This is a genomic window from Pseudarthrobacter sp. 01T43, from assembly GCF_056398665.1.
The window spans coordinates 231053-248464 of record NZ_JBFTPV010000006.1 but is presented as its reverse complement, the minus strand read 5'-3'; the positions used below and the strand labels follow the sequence as shown (position 1 = coordinate 248464).

General features: G+C 65.2%; 19 protein-coding genes and 1 riboswitch. Of the genes, 2 read left to right on the top strand and 17 right to left on the bottom strand.

All coding sequences use genetic code 11. From position 1 onward, the window contains the following. Positions 1–22: 22 nt before the first annotated feature. From AC1DIM_RS08940 to AC1DIM_RS08870, 15 genes are all read right to left on the bottom strand, one after another. A complete protein-coding gene (locus AC1DIM_RS08940; protein ID WP_477710117.1) occupies positions 23–949 on the bottom strand; it encodes a tyrosine recombinase XerC in 927 nt (308 codons plus the stop codon). A 48-nt stretch (positions 950–997) separates the two neighbouring features. Then, positions 998–2185 carry a DNA-processing protein DprA gene (dprA, locus tag AC1DIM_RS08935; protein ID WP_477710116.1) on the bottom strand — a complete coding sequence of 396 codons (1188 nt, stop codon included), beginning with the start codon at positions 2183–2185 and terminating at the stop codon, positions 998–1000. Between the two features lie 13 nt (positions 2186–2198). Then, positions 2199–3743, bottom strand: coding sequence for a YifB family Mg chelatase-like AAA ATPase (locus AC1DIM_RS08930; protein ID WP_477710115.1), 1545 nt, complete (start codon positions 3741–3743; stop codon positions 2199–2201). Then, on the bottom strand, positions 3744–4100 hold the full coding sequence (locus tag AC1DIM_RS08925) for a YraN family protein (protein WP_477710114.1): 357 nt from the start codon (positions 4098–4100) through the stop codon (positions 3744–3746). A 130-nt stretch (positions 4101–4230) separates the two neighbouring features. Further along, positions 4231–4557, bottom strand: coding sequence for a DUF2469 domain-containing protein (locus AC1DIM_RS08920; protein ID WP_111909356.1), 327 nt, complete (start codon positions 4555–4557; stop codon positions 4231–4233). A gap of 76 nt (positions 4558–4633) precedes the next feature. Next, complete coding sequence (locus AC1DIM_RS08915; RefSeq protein WP_477710151.1) at positions 4634–5365, bottom strand: ribonuclease HII; 732 nt, start codon at positions 5363–5365, stop codon at positions 4634–4636. A gap of 8 nt (positions 5366–5373) precedes the next feature. Then, on the bottom strand, positions 5374–6189 hold the full coding sequence (lepB, locus tag AC1DIM_RS08910) for a signal peptidase I (RefSeq protein WP_477710113.1): 816 nt from the start codon (positions 6187–6189) through the stop codon (positions 5374–5376). Continuing rightward, complete coding sequence (gene lepB / locus AC1DIM_RS08905) at positions 6190–6867, bottom strand: signal peptidase I (protein WP_477710112.1); 678 nt, start codon at positions 6865–6867, stop codon at positions 6190–6192. It abuts the gene before it with no gap. Between the two features lie 83 nt (positions 6868–6950). Then, the gene (rplS, locus tag AC1DIM_RS08900; protein WP_477710111.1) at positions 6951–7310 is read right to left on the bottom strand and encodes a 50S ribosomal protein L19; all 360 of its coding nucleotides are present in this window, start codon (positions 7308–7310) and stop codon (positions 6951–6953) included. Between the two features lie 248 nt (positions 7311–7558). Next, the gene (trmD, locus tag AC1DIM_RS08895; protein WP_477710110.1) at positions 7559–8407 is read right to left on the bottom strand and encodes a tRNA (guanosine(37)-N1)-methyltransferase TrmD; all 849 of its coding nucleotides are present in this window, start codon (positions 8405–8407) and stop codon (positions 7559–7561) included. Continuing rightward, the gene (gene rimM, locus AC1DIM_RS08890; protein ID WP_477710150.1) at positions 8408–8953 is read right to left on the bottom strand and encodes a ribosome maturation factor RimM; all 546 of its coding nucleotides are present in this window, start codon (positions 8951–8953) and stop codon (positions 8408–8410) included. Positions 8954–9066: 113 nt separating this feature from the next. After that, a complete protein-coding gene (locus tag AC1DIM_RS08885) occupies positions 9067–9309 on the bottom strand; it encodes an RNA-binding protein (protein WP_056349097.1) in 243 nt (80 codons plus the stop codon). 1 nt (position 9310) lies between these two features. Further along, positions 9311–9727 (bottom strand): 30S ribosomal protein S16, encoded by a 417-nt coding sequence (gene rpsP / locus AC1DIM_RS08880; protein ID WP_190989827.1) that lies wholly within the window; start codon positions 9725–9727, stop codon positions 9311–9313. Between the two features lie 207 nt (positions 9728–9934). Then, complete coding sequence (locus AC1DIM_RS08875; protein WP_477710149.1) at positions 9935–10372, bottom strand: hypothetical protein; 438 nt, start codon at positions 10370–10372, stop codon at positions 9935–9937. A 114-nt stretch (positions 10373–10486) separates the two neighbouring features. Next, on the bottom strand, positions 10487–11362 hold the full coding sequence (locus tag AC1DIM_RS08870) for a VOC family protein (RefSeq protein ID WP_477710109.1): 876 nt from the start codon (positions 11360–11362) through the stop codon (positions 10487–10489). A 118-nt stretch (positions 11363–11480) separates the two neighbouring features. Next, positions 11481–11588: riboswitch (TPP riboswitch) on the top strand. Between the two features lie 49 nt (positions 11589–11637). Between AC1DIM_RS08870 and thiC the strand changes: the two genes are divergently transcribed. Continuing rightward, a complete protein-coding gene (gene thiC / locus AC1DIM_RS08865; protein ID WP_477710148.1) occupies positions 11638–13443 on the top strand; it encodes a phosphomethylpyrimidine synthase ThiC in 1806 nt (601 codons plus the stop codon). A gap of 4 nt (positions 13444–13447) precedes the next feature. Here the strand turns inward: thiC and AC1DIM_RS08860 are convergent, their stop codons facing one another. Further along, entirely contained in the window at positions 13448–14182 is a 735-nt protein-coding gene (locus AC1DIM_RS08860) for an alpha/beta hydrolase (RefSeq protein WP_477710108.1), read from the bottom strand. A 104-nt stretch (positions 14183–14286) separates the two neighbouring features. Further along, complete coding sequence (ffh, locus tag AC1DIM_RS08855; RefSeq protein WP_477710107.1) at positions 14287–15864, bottom strand: signal recognition particle protein; 1578 nt, start codon at positions 15862–15864, stop codon at positions 14287–14289. 88 nt (positions 15865–15952) lie between these two features. Here ffh and AC1DIM_RS08850 point away from each other — a divergent pair, with 88 nt between their 5' ends. Beyond that, complete coding sequence (locus AC1DIM_RS08850; protein WP_477710106.1) at positions 15953–17356, top strand: glucose-6-phosphate dehydrogenase; 1404 nt, start codon at positions 15953–15955, stop codon at positions 17354–17356. Positions 17357–17412 lie beyond the last annotated feature (56 nt).

The following is a 17412-nucleotide window of genomic DNA, read 5'->3' as shown; positions in this document are numbered from 1 at the left end:
CGCGGCTGGCGTCCGGCCGTGTTCAGGCTCGCGGATGGGCCTGCTGATAGCTTTTACGCAGCCGCTCCACCGATACGTGCGTGTAAATCTGGGTGGTGGCCAGGCTGCTGTGACCGAGGATTTCCTGGACGGCCCGAAGGTCCGCCCCGCCGTCCAGCAGATGAGTGGCCGCCGAATGCCTGAGGGCGTGCGGGCCAGTTGCCGAGGTGTCACCCAGGGCCTCGAAGAGGTCTTTGACTACGGCCCGGACCTGGCGCTGGTCAACACGGTTGCCTCTGGCGCCGAGGAACAGGGCCGGACCGCTGTGCTCCGTTGCCAGGAGCGGCCTGCCCCGGCGGAGCCAATCGTCGACGGCGACTGCAGCCGGAACACCATAGGGGACGGTCCGTTCTTTGTTGCCCTTGCCGATGACGCGGAGCGTGCGACGGTCCGGGTTCAGATCGTCGACGTCCAGGCCGGCCAACTCCCCCACTCGAACTCCTGTGGCGTACAGGACTTCCACCATGGCGCGGTTACGCACCGGGAGTGGCGATCCCTCCGCGGCCGCCTCCTCCAGGCTAGTCAGCAGCCGGACCAGCTGCTGGGACTGGAGAACGCCTGGCAACGACTTTTCCGTTTTGGGCGCCCTCAACCGGAGGGCGGGGTCCACAGCGATGAGTTCTTCCCGCATGGCCCAGGTGGTGAAGGACCGTACGGTGGCCGACCTCCGGGCCAGCGTGGAACGGGACATACCGGCCTGGCTCTGTGCGCCCAACCAGCTGCGGAAAGTTCCCAACTCCAAGGCCGGCAGTTCCGTGACGCCTTCCGAGGCGGCGTATTCCAGGAAGCTTCGAAGGTCGGAGAGGTAGGCCCGGCGGGTGTGATCGGACCGGGCCCACTCTGCCTCCAGATACCGGCCGAAGCCGGCAAGCGCCCGCTCAAACGGCGGGGGCAGTTCCTGATTCTTCACCGTTCCACTGTCCCAGAATGCTGCGCCACTTCCGGCCGGTGACACAGGCTATTTGCCGGAATCCTTGGCCCGTTTCCAGCCGCCCCTTTCCGAGACAGCGAGCCCCAGCAGGCCGAGCCTGCCCAGCCCGGCGCGGACGGATTCGACACTGAGGCCCGCGACGGCGCAAAGTTTCTCCACCGAGGTGGTGGACCGTAGCGGCAGGGCGTCGAGGAGGATCAGGTCTTCCAACGTCAGGCCGTCGTGCTCGGCCGCGCGCCCCGTTCCCGGCTCGGAAAGGCCATCCCCGCTGGGCGAAGCCAGCTCGGCGATCTCGGCCGCGTCGGTCACGCAAACCGCGCCGCCCTCCCGGAGCAGCCGATGGCAGCCGGCCGAGTTTGCGCTGTGGACGGAGCCCGGGACCGCCCCGACCGCCCGGCCAAGACTCTCAGCGTGGTGGGCGGTGTTCAGCGCACCGGACCGCCACCGGGCTTCCACTACCACCGTCACAGCGGCCAGGGCAGCTATGATCCTGTTCCGTTGCAGAAACCGGTAGCGGGTCGGCGCCGATCCCGGCGGCACCTCGGCAATCACTGCGCCTTGGTTGCAGACCGCACGGAGGAGGTCCTCGTTGCCGGACGGATAGAACCGGTCCACGCCACCCGCCATAACAGCGATAGTGGGTACGGGCCCCGATCCCCCGGCCAGCGCTGCCCGGTGGGCGTGTGCGTCGATGCCGTATGCGCCGCCGGAAACGACGGTGAAGCCCCGCTGCGCCAAGGAGTACGCGAGATCCCCGGTCACGGATGCGCCGTAGCTGGTGCTGTCGCGGGAACCCACCATGGCCACGCTCCGGGCCAAGGCGGGCAGCTCCTGTTCCAGGCCACGCCACCAGAGGCAGATGGGCTCCTGAATGCCGAGGTCGCCCAGCTGTTCGGGCCAAAGCTCGTCAGACGGGACAAGCACCCGGCCACCAAGGCGGGCCATCGTGGCCAGATCGCGTTCGGGTGCGAGGTCGGGGGTGCGCGGCGCCCAACGTTTCCGTGCTGCCGTCAGGCCACCCCAGCTGGCTCCGGCGCCGTTGTCAGCCAGCAGTCCGGTGATCTCCTGTTCCAGCGCCGGCCCGGCAGTTGCCTGGCCCGTGGCGATCCGCAGGGCATCCTGGGCGCCGGCCGCCTGCACGAGGGCAAGGCCCGCAGCGTCTTGGGGTTCCATGAGCCGCGACAGCGCGGCCCGGGCGATCCGTTCGTTATCCATGGCTATCCGTCCTTCACGCAGCTGCCGAGGCAGCCTGCCGCAGGCCCAGGGCCTGGCCGATGTCGTTGGTATCCGGCGCCTCGCGGTGCGAGAGATCCGCCAGGGTCCAGGCGAGCCGCAGGACCCTGTCATAGCCCCTGGCCGTCAGCACGCCACGCTCCAGGGAGTGGTCCAGGATCCGGGTGGCCGATGCCGGCAGCCGCAGGGCGCCGCGCAGAATCCGGCCGGGCACCTGGGAGTTCGTTTCCAGCCCGAGCGGCCGCAGCCGTTCAGCCTGCCGCCTGCGCGCGCCCCGTACCCGTCCTGCCACGGTCGCGGTGTCCTCCTCCGCCCCCGCCTGGCCAAAGTCAGCCAGTGAGACCCGTTCCACCTGCAGCTGGATGTCTACCCTGTCCAGGAGTGGGCCCGACATCCTTGCCGCGTAGCGGCGCCTCATCATGGGCGTGCAGGTGCAGTCCAGACCCTTTCCGGAGGCTTTGCCGCAGGGACAAGGGTTCGCGGCCAGGACCAGCTGGAAGCGGGCGGGATAGGCGGCCGTTCCAGCCGACCGGTGAATGACCAGCTCCCCGCTCTCCAGGGGTTGCCGCAGGGCGTCCAGGACCCTGCGTTCATATTCCGGGGCCTCGTCCAGGAACAGCACGCCCCGGTGGGCACGCGATGCGGCACCGGGGCGGGGCAAGCCTGAACCGCCACCGATGATCGCGGCAGCGGTGGCCGAATGATGGGGGTTTTCGAACGGCGGGCGCCGCAGGAGCTGGGCGGTGGACGAGGGAAGCCCGCAGAGCGAGTGGATGGCTGTAACTTCCATGGCCTCGTTATCGGCCAGATCCGGCAAGAGCCCGGGCAGTCGCTCCGCCAGCATAGTTTTGCCAGCGCCGGGCGGCCCTGTCAACAGAAGGTGGTGCGCGCCGGCGGCGGCGACCTCCAGCGCGCGCCGGGCATCGCCCTGGCCGGAGACATCGGCCATATCCGGCACAGCGAGGGAGCCGGGTACGGAATCGCCGTGACCGGATTCATCCTCTGGCTCGAAGTCCAGTGCCAGTTCCTGCGGATCCGCTCCGAAATCGAGGGCAAGCCGGGCAAGGGTCCGGTATCCCCTGACGCAGGCACCGGGTACCAGGGATGCCTCGGCGAGGTTGGCCTGGGCTACCACCACGTCGTGGTAGCCGGCCTGCACAGCTGCCATCACTGCGGGCAGGATGCCGCGTACTGGCCGCAGCCTGCCGTCCAGGCCCAGCTCGGCGATGAAGACAGTCCGCTCGGTGGATTGGATGTCATTGGCGGCCCTCAGGACCGCCATGGTGACGGCCAGGTCAAAACCTGATCCGCGTTTGGGCAGCGAGGCGGGGATGAGGTTGGCCGTGATCTTCCGCCGGCTCAAGGGAATGCCGGAATTCCTGGCGGCCGACCGTATCCGCTCTTTGGCCTCGTTGAGGGCCGCGTCCGGCAGGCCGAGGATCACAAATGCCGGCAAGGTCTGCCCGATGTCGGCTTCGACTTCGACGATATACCCGTTCAACCCCACCAGCGCAACGGAGTAGGTCCGGCCCAGCGACATCTACCCCACCCCCCTGAGGTGTTCCACCAAAGGGTCGCCGCCGCCGTCGTCAATCACGGCAACCACGTCCACCCGGCGCAACGGCATCCTCAGCTCCCGGTCCCGGCACCAGGCCGCTCCGAGCCGATGCAGGCGGGCGAGCTTGGCCGCACCCACAGCTTCAAAGGGGTGGCCGTAGTCCAGGGAGCGCCTGGTTTTCACCTCGGTGATCACCAAGGCGTCCCCGTCCAGGGCCACGATGTCTATTTCGCCTTCGGTGCAGCGCCAGTTCCGCTCCACCACCAGCATGCCCAGCGATTCAAGATAGCCGGCGGCGAGCTCCTCGCCGCGCCGGCCCAACAGGTCTTTGGCTTTCATTTCTACCTCCGCTTCAAGCCTGCAGGGGCAGGACAGCGGGCGGCGGAAAGCTATTGGCCTATGTGGGTAACCTCAGAAGAAACCGCTCCGTTTGGGCAGTTGTGGAGGAGAAGTGAACTTAGAGCCGGCGTCAGTTGCCGAGGTCAACGTCCTTCGGGAGGGCGAGTTCCTCGTTGCGCGGCAATTCTTCGACGTTGACATCCTTGAAGGTCAGCACCCGGACGGTCTTCACAAACCGGGCCGAGCGGTATACGTCCCACACCCAGGCATCCTGCAGGGTCAGGTCGAAGTAGACCTCGCCGTCAGCACTGCGGGCCTGAAGGTCAACATGGTTGGCGAGGTAGAATCTGCGTTCCGTTTCGACAACATAGCTGAAGAGCCCGACGACGTCGCGGTATTCACGGTAGAGCTGCAGCTCCATGTCGGTTTCATAGTTTTCAAGATCCTCAGCGCTCATGCTTCCATCTTGCACCATTCAGGACATCCCGGGCGCACCGGGCACAGCATCGCGCGCTCCAGCCCGGCCGCGGGAATCAGAGGTCCCCGCCGAGCAGGTTCCAGCTGACCCGATGGTAGGGTGTGGGCCCGGCGGCGCGCAGGGCGTCGCGGTGGATAGCCGTGGCGTATCCCTTATTGATGTCCCAGCCAAACCMGGGATACTCGACATGCAGGTTGCGCATCTGCTGGTCGCGCTCCACCTTGGCGATCACGCTGGCGGCAGCAACGCTCAGGCACTGCATGTCTGCCTTGACCTTGGTGTGGACCGGGGCCTCGCAGCCGATTTCCAGCACCGGCTCGTCGAACAAGGACAGCTGTCCTGCCGGCGAGAGCCAGTTGTGGCTGCCATCCAGCAGCACAACGTCCGGACTCACACCCGAGGCGAGGATCTCCAACCAGGCTCGGGTTCCTGCAAGCCGCAGGGCCGCGATGATGCCCAGGGCGTCGATCTCCCGGGCGGAGGCGTGGCCCACCGCCGAAGCCACGCTCCAGCTCCGCACCAGGGGTTCGAGGCGCTCCCGCTCCGTGGGGCTGAGCAGTTTGCTGTCGCGCACGCCGGAGAGCGGCTTCTGGGTGAGGAGATCGACGACGGCAATTCCTACACTCACAGGCCCCGCCAAGGCCCCGCGTCCCACCTCGTCAACGCCGGCAAGGTAGCGGGCACCCAAGGCCTTGAACGTTCGCTCATGCCGAAGCGTAGGAGCTTTGGAACGGGGTCCCGTGGCCGGGCGGGCCGACGACTTGGCAGGAGGGGCTGGCGTGGCGATAGACACAGTTATTTCCCCGCGGGCACGTTCCGGTAGACGTTCGGGTAGTTGTCCAAAACGGAGATCCTGTTGAGCGGCCACGCGATGACGGCTGCCTTGCCCTCCACGTCAGCCAGGTCGACGAATCCGCCATTAGTATCCAGGTGTGAGCGGGAATCAGCCGAATGGTTACGGTTATCGCCCATGACCCAAACCTTTCCCTGTGGAACGACGACGTCGAAGGGGCGGATCTGCGCTACCTCGGCGGTATTGACGTAGGTTTCATCAATCGGCGTTCCATTAATCGTCAGTTTACCGGCGTCGTCGCAACAGATCACGTGGTCTCCGGGGAGCCCGATGACGCGCTTGACGAGGTGCTGTTCCGAACTGTCCGGCAGCAGCCCGACGAAAGTCAGTCCGTCCTGTACCCAGGCGAAGGGACCGATCTGCTTATCCGGGGCAGCAGCCAGCCAGCCTTTGGTGTCGCGGAAGACCACCACATCCCCGCGAGAGAGTGCGAACGGCTCGGGCACAAGGAGGTTGACAAAGATCCGGTCGTTGACGTCCAGCGTGTTCACCATTGACTCGGACGGGATGTAGAACGCCCGGAACAGGAAAGTCTTAATCAGGAAGGACAGCACCACGGCGATCACCACGACTGTGGCGACTTCCTTCAGCCAGACAAAAATCTGGCTGGGCGCCCCGTCTTGAGGGCTCGGATGTACCGAATGCCTGCCCTGTGCCGACGGCGAGGCGTGAGTGTCGCCGTCTGAATCTGGCTCAGCGGCACTTCCCGCGGCGCCATCACGAGGCGTCTCGGGTGTCGGCGCATTGTTCTCGGGCATCTACGGTCCGTCCTGTGTTGTTGGTCCTGCCGCGAGCGGCCGTGGTGCTGCAGCAAATCTATCAAGCGGCCAGATGATCTGGACCGGCCTGCCAATGACCCTGGCCAGCGGTACCATGCCGCCGCCTGGTGCGCCGAGCAGGCTGCGGGAATCAGCGGAGACCGAGCGGTGGTCACCCAGCAGCCATAGCCTTCCGTCCGGAACCACGGCGGCGAAGACCTGGGCGCTTGGCCTGTCACCCGGAAAGAGGTATGGCTCCTCAAGCGCCGTCCCGTTCACGGTGATCTTCCCGCCGGCATCGCAGCAGACCACAGTATCTCCCGGAAGTCCGATCACCCTTTTGACATACGTCGTGTCGCTTCCGGTCAGGCCCAGCCACTGACCCGCCGCAGCGACCGAGTCCAGCACCGGGCCCCTCCCGCTGTTCAGCGGGGCAAAGGATCCCCTGCCGTCAAAAACCACGATGTCGCCCCGGCGGATCGGCTCATTGTGGAAATCGGTCCTGGAGACCAGGATGCGGTCGCCTCCTTCAAGCGCGGGCTCCATGGAGTCGGACGGAATGAAATAGACGTCAAGCCAGAGCGAACGGACCAGTCCGCTGATGACCACCGCCAGGAGAAGCGCCAGGAACGCAAAACGCCAGCCCATTCTTCTGGGCTGGCGTTTTGTGTGGTCCATGATCCGTATTTCCTGGGGCGCTGTTACTGGTGGCTCCGGCGCTGGCCTGGCACGACTGGGGCCTGCTTGTAGGTCCCGGGGACTTACTTGGCGGTCTGGAAGTCGCGCTTTTCCTTGATCTTCGCAGCCTTACCGCGCAGTTCACGCATGTAGTAGAGCTTGGCGCGGCGCACGTCACCCTTGGTGACGACTTCGATCTTGTCGATGATCGGGGAGTGAACCGGGAAGGTACGCTCCACGCCGACGCCGAAGGACACCTTGCGGACCGTGAAGGTTTCGCGGATGCCGTCACCCTGGCGGCCCAGGACGAAGCCCTGGAAAACCTGGACACGGGAGTTCTTGCCTTCGATGATGTTCACGTGCACCTTGAGGGTGTCACCCGCGCGGAACTCGGGAACATCGGTGCGCAGCGAGGCTGCATCTACGGAATCGAGAATATGCATAATTGCACTCCTGGTGAACGCCACAGGTCATTCACTTTAGGTCACGGCGGGCAAGGCCGGGAGCGCAGGACGCCCCGGAAACTACCGCCGAAAGTTAAGTGGTCCGGTTCATTCACTGATTGAAAGTACCGGGTTGCCATAGCTGTTGGTTGCGCTCCCCCTGTGGCAGGTGCGGACCCAGCAGACACAATGACTAATTTTGCCACACTCGCGGGCCTTCAGCCAATTGCCGTTGGTATGCGCCGCGCTCAGGCGGTAGCTTCTGTTCCGGCATCGTGCCGGGCGCCCGCGCCGTCCGTCCCGGCTGCGGAAGGCCGGACGCGGAGGTGACCGTCGACGACGTCGTACCCGAGGTCGTAGAGAGCCGAACGGTCGGCACGTGGCAGCTTCCCGGCGTCGAACGTTTCCAGCAGGTCGGGGCGGCGTTCAGCCGTCCGCCGGTACTGTTCGTGGCGGCGCCACTGTGCGATCTTCCCGTGGTTGCCGCTCAGCAGTACAGCCGGCACCTCCCGGTCACGCCAGTTGGAGGGCTTGGTGTACACCGGATATTCCAGCAGCCCGTCCGAATGTGACTCCTCCACCAGTGATTCGGGGTTGCCCACCACGCCGGGCAACAGCCTGCCGATGGCCTCGACCATGGCCAGGACAGCCACCTCACCGCCGTTGAGGACGTAGTCACCCAGGCTCATGGGCCGCACGGTGAAGTGTTCCGCCGCCCATTCCATGACACGCTCGTCGATGCCTTCATAGCGCCCGCAGGCAAAAACCAGCTGCTCCTCGTCGGCGAGCTCGTGTGCCAGCGCCTGGGTGAAGCGCTCACCCGCCGGCGACGGCACAATCAGGACCGGCTTAGTTGCCTTGGCTTCGTTGGCGCCCGCCAAGGACGCCAGCGCCTGGGCCCACGGCTCCGCCTTCATCACCATGCCGGCGCCGCCGCCGTAGGGTGTGTCGTCCACGGAACGGTGTTTGTCCGTGGTGAACCCGCGCAGATCGTGGACGTGCAGGTCCAGCAGGCCGTCTTGGCGGGCTTTGCCAATGAGCGATAGCTCCAGGGGCGCCAGGTACTCCGGGAAGATGCTGACGACGTCGATTCTCATCTATGCCTTGCCCTCGGGTCCGCCGGCAGCAGCGTCGTCCGAATTGATCTCAAAGAGTCCGTCCGGCGGCGTGAGCAGGACAAACCCCTCGGCCACGTTGACTTCCGGCACGATCTGCTCGACGAAGGGGACAAGGATCTCCTTGCCGTCGGCGTCTTCAATGACCAGCAGGTCCTGGACCGGCATGGTGTGCAAGGCCGCGACCTTGCCCACCACTCGGGAGCCCACCCGCGCTTCGAGTCCAACCAGCTCGTGCTCGTACCAGCCTTCGTCGTCGTCAGCTTCAAGCTCCTCGGTTTCGATGAACAGCTTGGCGCCGCGGAGAGTCTCGGCCTGGTTGCGGGTTTCGATTCCCTCGAACGCGAGCAGCAGGATGTCCTTGTTCCAGCGCGCGCTCTCTACAGTCAGGGGTCCGGCCGAGGCTGGCTCCGCCACAAACTCGGTGCCCGGAACAAACCGGTCTGCCGGAGCATCGGTCAAAACCTGGACCGTTACTTCGCCGCGGATTCCGTGCGGTTTGCCGATTCGTGCCACCTGAAGCTGCATCTGTTCCTCTGTTCCGGTTGTGGGAATATCCACAATGTTCTGATGAAAGCACTCCGGCCCCTCCACCCTGATGGGTGGAAGGGCCGGAGCAAAAAACTGGTACTGCCGAGCGCTTAGCGGCGGCGGTCGGTGTCGACGACGTCGACCCTGACCGGTTCGCCGTCTGCCAGTGCCGCCACAACGGTGCGCAGTGCACGTGCGGTGCGGCCCTGGCGGCCGATCACCCGTCCCAGGTCATCCTGATGAACGCGAACCTCGAGGGTGTCCCCGCGGCGGTTGTTCTTCGAGCTGACCTTGACATCTTCCGGCGAATCAACGATCCCCCGGACCAGGTGTTCGAGCGCTTCTGCCAGCAATTTACTCAGCCTCGGTGGCTTCTGCTTCAGCCGGAGCCTCGGCTGCGTCAGACTGCTTTGCCTTCTTGGTGATGGCTTCCGGGATGATCACGGAACCCTTTTCCGGGGCAACAAAGGCAGCCTTGGGAGCCTTGGTCTTCAGGGTGCCTTCCTGGCCCGGGAGGCCCTTGAACTTCTGCCAGTCACCGGTGATCTTGAGGATCGCGGCAACCTGCTCGGACGGCTGTGCGCCGACGCCGAGCCAGTACTGGGCACGGTCCGTGTCGACCTCGATGTACGAGGGCTCTTCGGTGGGGTGGTACTTGCCGATCTCTTCGATGGCACGGCCGTCACGCTTGGAGCGTGCGTCCATGACAACGATGCGGTAGTACGGTGCGCGCATTTTGCCAAAGCGCTTAAGGCGAATCTTTACGGCCACTTTTGTGGTCACTCCTGTTTCAGAAAAGGGTTGAACCAACGTTCTGCACCCGTGGGGCGGGCCGTACTTGAGGGTTCGAAGGACAGGATCCGGACGCGGAGAGAGGGGCCACGCAGATCGAGTACCTGTTTATTGTGCCAGATCAGCGCCAGGATTTCGACTTGACACGGGGCGGGGCCGGCGGGACGGACCCCGAAGACACCCAGCCTAGGACGACCAGACGTACAAACCGGTGCGATCGGCGTCGTCGATTCCGCCGGCGAGCCCGGCAAGCTGCTGGACGTACGTCCGGGCGTCGGCCGCGCCAAAGGGCATGTCGTCCTGGGCAGCCCATTTTTCGGCGACGTCATCCAACACGTTGCCCTCGCCCTCAGTTTCATAGGTGAGGAGGTCCGCGAGAGCCCGGACCATGGCCGGTGGAACGCCAAGAAGGGAGTCGCTGGAAACGTCAACCATGGCGAGTTCGTACCCCTCACCACCGGCGTGGACCGCGGCCCCGGCGAGATCACCAAGCTGTTCAATTTCGAAATCACTGACGCCAGGTATCCGCAGCGCGGAGCCGGACGGCGAGCCGCCGGCATCGAGGACGCCGGCGCGTTTCAGCGCGGCGTCGTGGGTAGCTACAAAGATTTCAGTGAAGCCCATGGGAACAACCCTCATTCCGTCGACGGTGCGGCCCAGGCGGGCAGCATAGGGTGCCGCCCCGGCCGTTCGAAATCAGCCTAGTGCATGGCAGGCCGCACTTCCGGCCACCGGCTCTCAGCGGACAGCAACCCGGATGTTGTTACGCCAGGGATCCTCGAACCGCAGCTCGGCGCCAGTGTGGTGGGAGGCCACACCGGCGACCTTCAGGCGGTCAGCGAGAGCTCCGACGTCGTCACCGGAAGCCACCTCGATAAGCACCTCGCCGAGGCCCAGGGTGTCCTTTCGCGGACCGGCACCGCGGCTGTTCCAAACATTCATGGCCATGTGGTGGTGGTAGCGTCCGGCGGAGACAAACAGCGCCTGCCCATGCCAGCCCGCGGTCTTTTCGAAGCCCAGGGTGCCCACGTAAAATTCGTGCGCCGATTGGACATCTCCCACCTGGAGGTGGACATGGCCCACACCGGCGTCAGTGGCCAGCTGGCCGTCCAGGGATTCCTGGCTCAGGTGCTGTTCAAGGTAGCGCTGGGGTGGCAGTGCCAGGCTGTCCATCACTACTTCGGTGCCGTTCCAGGACCAGTTCTTGCGGGGGCGGTCCCAGTAGAGCTCGATGCCGTTGCCCTCGGGGTCGTTGAAGTAGAAGGCCTCGCTCACGAGGTGGTCTGCGCTGCCGGTAAAGAGCCGGGGGTCAAACTGGGCGGCGGTGGCCACCGTGGCAGCCAGTGCAGCCTGGTCATCAAAGAGCAGCGCCGTGTGGAACAGCCCGGCCTCTCCCCTGCCCGGCAGGTGCAGCGACGGCGCTGGCGCCAGGTGGACCAGTGGGCGCTTGAGGCGGCCCAGGTGAACGCCACCATCCTCCTCCGCGACCACCTCGAGTCCCAGGGCGCGCTGGTAATAGTCGGTCATCAGCTTCATGTCGCCCACCTTGAGCATCACTGTGCCCATGGAGAGGTCGGCAGGYAGAAGATCCTGGCTGGTGGCTTCTGCAGTCATGTGAACGCTCCCGGTCCGCAGGCCTTCGGGATTGAAGGCCGTTATGCATCTAATTTACTTGAAGCTTCAATTTAATTCAAGTGATCCGAAGGATTCCGCACCAGCTGTGGTAGCTTCGTCTTGACCACACGGGTGCCCTTGCAGGGGCTGAGATCGGGCTGCCGCAGCCTGCGACCGTTGAACCTGTCCGGGTAATGCCGGCGAAGGAAGTGAGTATTCCATTGAGTACGCAAAAAGCATGGCCCATTCCTGCCCAAAATGCGACAGCCAGCGCCGTGACGGGAGCCGACACGGCGCCGGCCGCATCCGAACCGGCGTCGCCCCAAGCCGCGGAAACCCAATCCCTGAAATCCCACGCGCTGGCGTATATCAGCGATGAAAGTTCCGGAATCAGGGTGCCCGTCACCGAAATCGCTCTCGAGCCGTCTCCCAACGGCGAGGAGAACGGCCCCTTCCGGGTCTACCGCACGGCCGGTCCCGGCAGCGATCCGGTGGTGGGACTCAGCCCGTTCCGGCGCGCCTGGATCGAAGCGCGCGGCGACACCGCGCCGTACGGGGGCCGGGAACGGAACCTGCTCGATGACGGCAAATCGGCCGTGCGCCGCGGCGCCGCGTCCGCGGAATGGAAGGGGGCACGGCCGGTGCCCCGCCGCGCCGTCGCCGGCAAATCCGTCACCCAGATGCATTATGCCCGCCGCGGTGTGGTGACGCCCGAGATGCAGTTCGTGGCCCTTCGCGAAAACTGCGACGTGGAACTGGTCCGCAGCGAAGTGGCCGCTGGCCGCGCCATCATCCCGAACAACATCAACCACCCGGAATCCGAGCCCATGATCATCGGCAAGGCCTTCCTGGTGAAGATCAACGCCAACATCGGAAACTCGGCCGTGACAAGCTCCATTGCCGAGGAAGTGGACAAGCTGCAGTGGGCCACCCAGTGGGGCGCGGATACCGTCATGGACCTGTCCACCGGCGACGACATCCACACCACCCGTGAATGGCTCATCCGCAACTCCCCCGTCCCCATCGGCACGGTGCCCATTTACCAGGCGCTGGAGAAGGTCAACGGCGAGGCCAACAAGCTGACCTGGGAGATTTTCCGCGACACCGTGATCGAACAGTGCGAGCAGGGCGTCGACTACATGACCATCCACGCCGGAGTCCTGCTGCGCTATGTGCCGCTGACCGCCAACCGTGTCACGGGCATCGTCTCGCGCGGCGGGTCCATCATGGCCGGCTGGTGCCTCGCCCACCACCAGGAGAACTTCCTGTACACCCACTTCGATGAGCTGTGTGAAATCTTTGCCCAGTACGATGTCGCCTTCTCCCTGGGCGACGGGCTCCGGCCCGGTGCGACGGCGGACGCCAACGACGCCGCCCAGTTCGCCGAGCTGGACACTTTGGCCGAGCTGACCCAGCGCGCCTGGGAATTTGACGTGCAGGTGATGGTGGAAGGTCCTGGGCACATACCGTTCCACCTGGTCCGGGAGAACGTGGAACGCCAGCAGGACCTCTGCAAGGGCGCTCCCTTCTACACGCTGGGACCGCTGGTGACCGATATTGCTCCGGGCTACGACCACATCACCTCGGCCATCGGCGCCACGGAAATTGCCCGCTACGGCACGGCCATGCTCTGTTACGTGACGCCCAAGGAACACCTGGGGCTGCCCAACAAGGACGACGTTAAAACCGGCGTGATCACCTATAAGATCGCAGCTCATGCCGCCGACCTGGCCAAAGGCCACCCGGGCGCCCACGAGCGGGACGATGCCCTATCCAAGGCGAGGTTCGAATTCCGCTGGCGGGACCAGTTCGCACTGTCCCTCGATCCGGTAACCGCGGAGGCGTTCCACGACGAGACGCTGCCGGCCGAGCCTGCCAAGACCGCCCACTTCTGCTCCATGTGCGGCCCCAAGTTCTGCTCCATGAAGATCAGCCAGGACATCCGGGACGAGTACGGCTCCGCCGATGCCCAGGCTGCCATTGCTGAGGCGTACAGCGGCATGCGCGAAAAGAGCGAGGAGTTCCTGGCCGCCGGCGGGAAGGTCTACCTCCCCGAGCTTCGGGTCCCGGCCGGGGGCTGACTTCTCAGGAGGCCTGGACTGAGTGTGACCGGCTGACGTCGGCAATGAAAGACCGGATGGCACGGTCGCCTTCAACTGAATCCTGAGGCCGGTGCCCGCCCGCGGCAACGCGGTGCAGGGCGCCGGTCTCCTTCAGGTAACCGGCGATCTCCTCATACAGCGGTTCCCAGCCGCCGGTCAACACCATGGTGGGGACGCCCGGCACAATGTGCAGCGGAGCTTCCCACGAGGGTGCCTGCAGCCGCAGCCTTCGCGCTGACCGCTTCTCCTCCGTGGACGCCGGCTCGTGGAGATCCACAGCGAACATACGCCGGACGTATTCGCGCTGGAAGTCGTCGTCGCCCAGTTGATGCCGGACATCGAAAAGCGGCTGCATGAGGGCACGGTGCGCGGCGGTGGCGGGCAATTCAGCAGTCAGCGACAAACACGCCGGTTCCACGAGCGTCAGGGAATACACCAGATCCGGGCGTTGGACGGCTGCCATCATGGCGGAAATAGCACCCTCGGCGTGCGCCACCACATGACCGCCTGCTGCACCCCGGCCATCATCCGCCAAGGATCCCAGCACGATAGCGGTGTCCGCATCAAAAGAGGAGTCCACCGGTTCAGCAACGGGGTCGAACCCATGCCGTCGGAGAAACAGTGCGTCGTATTTCAGCGCCATGCCGTGCTGCCGCGGCCATGCCGCCGCACCGAACGGTCCGGCGCCGTGCACGAACACTATCCTCTGCTTGAACATGACCCAACCCTATTCGACGGCACGGACATCCCAACTAAGTAGCAGTAGGTGTCGTTATGAGCACTCATAACAACACCTACTGCTACTCAGTTGGGTAGAAGGGGTTACTTGCCGAGGAACTTGTCGAAGCCCTTGGGCAGGTTCAGCTGCGAGGGATCAAAGTCGCCGCCCTGCTGGCCGAATGCTGCACCAGTCGGCAGGGCCTTCGCCGCACCGGCCCGCCGGGCCTCGGCATCCTTGAGCTCCTGGGCCGCCTTGGCGGGGTTGCCGGAACGCGCCTTCTTCTTCGGGGCGTTCTTGCCACCCTTCCGAGCACCACCGGGACCCCCCAACCCGGGCATCCCCGGCATTCCGGGCATTCCGCCCTGGGCCATCTTCTTCATCATCTTCTGGGCCTGGGCGAAACGCTCCAGCAGGCCGTTCACTTCGGACACGTGCACCCCGGAACCGCGGGCGATGCGCGCACGGCGGGAGCCGTTGATAATTTTCGGTGCCACTCGCTCGTGCGGCGTCATGGAGCGGACGATCGCCTCGACGCGGTCGATCTCACGCTCGTCGAAGTTCTCAAGCTGCTGGCGGATGTTCTGCGCGCCGGGCATCATCATGAGCATTTTCTTCATGGAGCCCATGTTGCGGATCTGCTGCATCTGGGCCAGGAAGTCGTCCAGGGTGAAGTCTTCCTGGTCGGCGAACTTCTTCGCCATCCGGGCTGCTTCGTCCTTATCCCAGTTCTTTTCCGCCTGCTCGATCAGGGTGAGGACGTCACCCATGTCCAGGATGCGGGACGCCATCCGGTCCGGGTGGAAGAGCTCAAAGTCATCCACACCTTCACCGGTGGACGCGAACATCACCGGTTTGCCGGTGACCGACGCAACAGAAAGAGCGGCACCGCCGCGGGCGTCGCCGTCGAGCTTTGACAGCACGATGCCGGTGAAGTTGACGCCTTCATCGAAGGCCATCGCCGTGTTCACGGCGTCCTGGCCGATCATGGAGTCGATCACGAACAGCACTTCATTGGGGACGATGGCGCGGCGGATCTGGCGCGCCTGCTCCATCATCTCGGCGTCGACACCAAGGCGGCCGGCGGTATCGACGATGACAACGTCGTGCAGCTTCTGGCGGGCTTCCTCGACGCCGGCACGGGCGACGGCGACAGGGTCACCGGCAGGGTGCTCGAGTTCGGAGGTGGCTCCGGGGTGCGGCGCAAAGACGGGCACGCCGGCGCGCTTACCCACCACCTGGAGCTGGGTGACGGCGTTGGGGCGCTGGAGGTCGCACGCCACCAGCAGGGGGCTGTGCCCCTGGGCCTTAAGCCACTTGGAGAGCTTGCCTGCCAGGGTGGTCTTGCCCGCACCCTGCAGGCCGGCCAGCATGATGATGGTGGGCCCGGTCTTGGCCAGGCGGATGCGGCGGGTCTCGCCGCCGAGGATCTCCACCAGTTCCTCGTTGACGATCTTCACGATCTGCTGGCTGGGGTTCAGCGCCCCGGATACCTCAGCGCCCAGGGAACGTTCACGGACGCGGGCGGTGAACTCACGCACCACGGGCACAGCGACATCGGCATCCAGGAGGGCGCGGCGGATCTCACGGACTGTGGCATCAACGTCAGCCTCGGTAAGGCGGCCCTTGCCACGGAGGTTCTTGAAGGTTGCTGTCAACCGGTCAGAGAGTGAATTGAACACGCGCCGCGCACTTCTTTCAGTGGAGTTACAGGGGGGACTCGACTATCTAGGGTACCAAGACGGGCATGCATGATGGCATGCTGGCAAGGTGACGAGCCAAACGAGTGTAAAAACCCTGCTCATCCTGGGGGCCTCCGGGGATCTGACCGGCCGGCTGCTCCTTCCGGGCCTTGCCCGGCTGGTGGCGAAGGGCCGCGCCGAGGGACTGACCCTGGTAGGGGCCGGTTCCGATGCCTGGAGCCCTGAACAGTGGCGGGCACGGGTCCACGACGCCTTCGCCGCTGCCTCGAAGGAGGCGGACGCTGCCGGACGCAAAGCACTGACCGCGCTGGAGAAAGCCACGCCTTACCACCAGCTGGACGTCACGGTAGAGGGCGCCCTCGCGTCATTGCTGGCCGGCCTGAAAGGCCCCATCGCGGTCTACTTTGCCCTGCCGCCCCGGATCAGCCAGCTGGCCTGCGAGTCCCTGCACCGCGACCAGGTGCCGCCCGGGACCCGGCTGGTCATGGAGAAGCCTTTTGGCTCCAGTGAAGCCTCGGCCCGCTCCCTGAACCACACGCTTGCGGGGCTGGTGCCGGAGGACCACATCCACCGGGTAGACCATTTCCTGGGGAAAGCTACCGTTCTGAACATCCTGGGCCTGCGCTTCGCGAACAATTTCCTTGAGCCCGTCTGGAACCGTGAACACGTGGCGAAGGTGGAGATCATCTTCGACGAGGACCTGGCACTGGAGGGGCGTGCACGGTATTACGACTCCGCCGGGGCGCTGCGGGACATGATCCAGAGCCACCTCCTGCAGATCATGGCGCTGCTGGCCATTGAGCCCCCGGCCACCATCGGCGAGCGCGATCTGCGCGACGCGGTGGCAACGGTGCTGCGGGCCAGCAGCATCAGCGCGCCCTACGCCAAGTCCACCCACCGCGCCAGATACACGGCGGGTTCGATCGCGGGCAAGAAAGTCCCTGACTACGTCAAGGAACAGGGCGTGGATGCAGCCCGGGAAACGGAAACCTTGGCCGAGGTCCGGGTGGACATCGACAACTGGCGCTGGAAGGGAGTCCCCTTCATCCTGCGATCCGGCAAGGCCCTCGGCAGCAAACGCAAGGAAGCCGTGGTCACGTTCCTCCCGGTCCCGCACCTTCCTGGTGGATTCACCGGGGTGGACTCCCCCAACCAGCTGCGGATCGGTTTCGGACCGGACACGCTGCAGTTCGACGTCGACGTCAACGGTCCCGGCAATATTTTCTCGCTGGGCCGGGTCACCCTGAACGCGGAGCTCAGCGATTCGGAGCTGTTGCCGTACGGCGAAGTGCTGGAAGGCGTGCTGACCGGCGATCCCCTGCTGTCGGTCCGCGGGGATACCGCGGAGGACTGCTGGCGGATTCTTGAGCCGGTGCTGAAAGCCTGGCAGCGCGAGACGGTGCCGCTGGAAGAGTACGACGCCGGTTCGGCAGGTCCCGCAGGCTGGCCGGGTTCGGTGCCGGCGGAGTAAGCCATAACGGACAGAGCGGGCAGGGAACCTTGGTTCCCTGCCCGCTCTCTCTGTTG

What these genes read in the sequence shown, in the direction of transcription:
- AC1DIM_RS08925 (WP_477710114.1), bottom strand. Translation starts at nt 4,100, where the DNA reads ATGAAAGCCAAAGACCTGTTGGGCCGGCGCGGCGAGGAGCTCGCCGCC.
- rimM (WP_477710150.1), bottom strand. Translation starts at nt 8,953, where the DNA reads ATGCAGCTTCAGGTGGCACGAATCGGCAAACCGCACGGAATCCGCGGC.
- lepB (WP_477710113.1), bottom strand. Translation starts at nt 6,189, where the DNA reads ATGCCCGAGAACAATGCGCCGACACCCGAGACGCCTCGTGATGGCGCC.
- lepB (WP_477710112.1), bottom strand. Translation starts at nt 6,867, where the DNA reads ATGGACCACACAAAACGCCAGCCCAGAAGAATGGGCTGGCGTTTTGCG.
- rplS (WP_477710111.1), bottom strand. Translation starts at nt 7,310, where the DNA reads ATGCATATTCTCGATTCCGTAGATGCAGCCTCGCTGCGCACCGATGTT.
- AC1DIM_RS08860 (WP_477710108.1), bottom strand. Translation starts at nt 14,182, where the DNA reads ATGTTCAAGCAGAGGATAGTGTTCGTGCACGGCGCCGGACCGTTCGGT.
- AC1DIM_RS08930 (WP_477710115.1), bottom strand. Translation starts at nt 3,743, where the DNA reads ATGTCGCTGGGCCGGACCTACTCCGTTGCGCTGGTGGGGTTGAACGGG.
- AC1DIM_RS08920 (WP_111909356.1), bottom strand. Translation starts at nt 4,557, where the DNA reads ATGAGCGCTGAGGATCTTGAAAACTATGAAACCGACATGGAGCTGCAG.
- trmD (WP_477710110.1), bottom strand. Translation starts at nt 8,407, where the DNA reads ATGAGAATCGACGTCGTCAGCATCTTCCCGGAGTACCTGGCGCCCCTG.
- dprA (WP_477710116.1), bottom strand. Translation starts at nt 2,185, where the DNA reads ATGGATAACGAACGGATCGCCCGGGCCGCGCTGTCGCGGCTCATGGAA.
- AC1DIM_RS08875 (WP_477710149.1), bottom strand. Translation starts at nt 10,372, where the DNA reads ATGGGCTTCACTGAAATCTTTGTAGCTACCCACGACGCCGCGCTGAAA.